The organism is Thomasclavelia sp. (assembly GCF_017889095.1).
Classification (GTDB): Bacteria; Bacillota_I; Bacilli_A; order Erysipelotrichales; family Coprobacillaceae; genus Thomasclavelia.
In genome coordinates this window covers 1-3,084 of the sequence record NZ_JAGHEW010000172.1, presented here as the reverse complement: position 1 = coordinate 3,084, position 3,084 = coordinate 1, and the positions used below count along the sequence as shown (strand labels likewise).

Genomic DNA, 3,084 nt, shown 5'->3' with positions numbered 1-3,084 from the left:
TTTATCCAAATAATATGTAGATATTTGTTTTTTTAGCTATGTTATTTTTTATTATAACAAGATAAAATTAAAGTAATGACGGAGGTAAAGATGATGAAGTATGATATTTTATTTACACCTTTTAAAATAGGTAACATGACAGTTAAAAATCGTTTTGTAATGGCACCAATGGGAACTAATTCTTCACATATTGATGGCTGCATTGACAACGATGAAATCGATTATTTTGAAGCACGGGCTAAAGGGGGAGTAGGACTCATCATCATGGGATGTCAATTCTTAAATCCTGATTTAGCTCAAGGATCTTTAGAGGGAATTTTACAAAATAATTATGTTATCCCTAAATTAACTACAGTAGTTGAAGCAACTCATCGCTATGGAGCTAAAATTTGTTGTCAAATTAGTTGTGGTACGGGAAGAAATGCTTTTCCAAATATGTATGGTGAACCACCATTTTCTTCAAGTGATACACCATCAACATTTAATCCTGATATGAAATGTCGTCCTTTAAGTAAAGAGGATATTAAAAAAATTATGGGCGAATTTGCTAATAGTGCGATTATTGCTAAAAATGCTGGATTTGATGCCATTGAAATTCATGGTCATGCTGGTTATTTGGTTGATCAGTTTATGTCACCAGTATGGAATAAAAGAACTGATGAATATGGTGGCAGTGCTGAAAATCGGATGCGTTTTGCAACCGAAATTGTTCAATCAATTAAGCAGGTAGTGGATTTACCAGTTATTTTTAGAATTGCTTTAGATCATTTATTTGCTGAAGGTAGAACATTACAAGAAAGCATGGAACTAATTGAAATTTTAGAAAAAGCAGGTGTTGATGCATTAGATATTGATGTTGGATGTTATGAAAGAATTGATTATATTTTTCCAACTGCTTATTTAGGTGATGCATGTATGGCTTATGTATGTAAAGAAGCTAGAAAACATGTAAATATTCCAATCATGAATGCTGGAAACCACACTCCTGAAACTGCATTACAATTAATTCAATCAAAAGAAGCTGATTTTGTAATGTTTGGTCGTCAATTTATTGCTGATCCAGAAACAGTCAATAAATTAATGAATGATCATGAAGAAGATGTCCGTCCTTGTATTCGTTGTAACGAAGAATGTGTAGGACGAATTGTAGGTAGATTGACTAAATTAAGCTGTGCTGTAAATCCTCAAGCCTGTGAAGAAAAACGCTTTGCAATCAAACCAAGTACTAATGCTAAAAGTGTCGTGGTTATTGGTGGGGGACCTGCTGGGTTAGAAGCAGCCAGAGTTGCTGCAATTGAAGGCCATCATGTTGAACTTTATGAAAAGACGACAATGATAGGTGGTCAACTAAGTGTTGCTGCAACACCTAAGTTTAAAGATCAACTTAAAAAATTGGTAAAATGGTATGCCGTTCAGTTAGATAAATTAAACGTAACAATTCATTATAATTATGAAGTAAAGGCTGATGATCCAATTTTAAAAAATGCTGATCAAATTATTGTTGCTTGTGGCGCTAATGAAATTATTCCTAATATTAAAGGTATTGATAATGATAATGTAATTAGTGTGATTGATGCTCATATGCATAAAGAAATGGTCAAAGGTGAAAAAGTTATTATGTGTGGTGGCGGTTTATCAGGTATCGATAGTGCTATTGAGTTAGCTAGTGAGCATAATAAAAAAGTTACAATTATAGAAATGGCAGATAATATTGCTAAAGATGTGTTATTTATAAATCAAGCTTCTATTTTTGCTAAAATTAGTGAATATAATATTGAAGTGCTTACTAATGCTAAAGTAATTGAATTTACTGATGCGGGTATTGTTTATCAAAAAGATGGACAAGAAACTGCTTTAAATGCTGATACGATCATTAGAGCCTTTGGAATGAAGTCAGATGATAAGTTAGCTAATGAAATTAGAAATCTTTATCCAACTAAAACAAGAATTGTTGGTGATAGCGAAAAAGTTGGTAAAGTTGCTAATGCAATTCGTGATGGTTTCTATGCAGCAATATCTTTATAAATAAGAAATTTATTGTTATTTTAAGCTGGTGTCAAAAAAGTTCGTTTTAACGAACTTTTTTTATGGATATTAACTGGATAAAAGTAATGGTTTATAGATGAATTGTTTTTAGGATAACACTATAAAAGTAGTGATGATTATGTATTTGATAGAATAAAGATAAACAAGAGAACTAATAGATGACTTCAAACTTTAATTAATGTATTAAAAAACTTCAAGAATCAGGAAATGATAATGAAGTTATAAATATTTTTGATAATATAGTTAATGAATATTTAATATGTAAAATGTTGATGAAAAAATTTTATTGCTTGTATCCTAATAAATTAAAACTCAAATATCAAAATAATTTGGTATTTGAGTTTTAAGGAAATTATTCTATATTTTCTGATAAATTATTAATAAAGCTATCATAATTGTAACTATGAATAATACTTTGCTGTAACTTAGCATTATTAACAATTTCAATAAAGATATCATAAAGGTGCTCAATGTCTTGCTGGTCACCTTGTTTTATTGCTAATAAAAAGATAATCTGAACCGTATCTTGTCGATACCAGGTTAATGGTTTATCAATGATGGCAACAGCGACTTTAGTATCTTTAGCACATAAACGCATTGGATGTGGTATTGCAAATACTTCATTCATATTAGTCTTGGCTAAGTTTTCACGTTCCATAACACAATCAAAATAATTATCATCAACAATATTTTGTTCTTTCATTAATTGGCACATTTGTTTTAATAAAGATTCTTTAGAGTCTATTTCATCTAAATGAATAAAGAGATTTTTGTCAAAAAATTTATTTGATTTCTTCATTTTATTTAAAGAAATTGATGTTAGAAATTTAGAAATTGCTTCGATATCTTGATTATTTAAAGCAAAGTCAACAGTAATGGTAGGAATATGTTCACTCTTTAATGGAATTGTCGAAATAACAAAGTCAACATTTAACAATTCTCTTTTAGTATAATTAATAAATTCATTATACGATGCTTTACGAACAATTGTTATCTTATCTTTAAAGAAAACATTTAATCTAGCTTCTAACATTCTTG

The 3,084-nt window shown here is 29.6% G+C and carries 2 protein-coding genes; one reads left to right on the top strand and one right to left on the bottom strand.

Annotated features, from left to right (window positions below; genetic code table 11):
* The first annotated feature begins 90 nt into the window (after positions 1 to 90).
* A complete protein-coding gene (locus tag J7M77_RS07535) occupies positions 91 to 2,025 on the top strand; it encodes an NAD(P)/FAD-dependent oxidoreductase (RefSeq protein WP_296877221.1) in 1,935 nt (644 codons plus the stop codon).
* Between the two features lie 373 nt (positions 2,026 to 2,398).
* Here the strand turns inward: J7M77_RS07535 and J7M77_RS07530 are convergent.
* On the bottom strand, positions 2,399 to 3,084 hold a 686-nt coding region (locus tag J7M77_RS07530), incomplete at its 5' end, for a PTS sugar transporter subunit IIA (protein WP_296877220.1).

Bases quoted from the DNA above. Each gene is read 5' to 3' on its own strand.
- J7M77_RS07535 (WP_296877221.1), top strand. From the start codon at position 91: ATGATGAAGTATGATATTTTATTTACACCTTTTAAAATAGGTAACATG.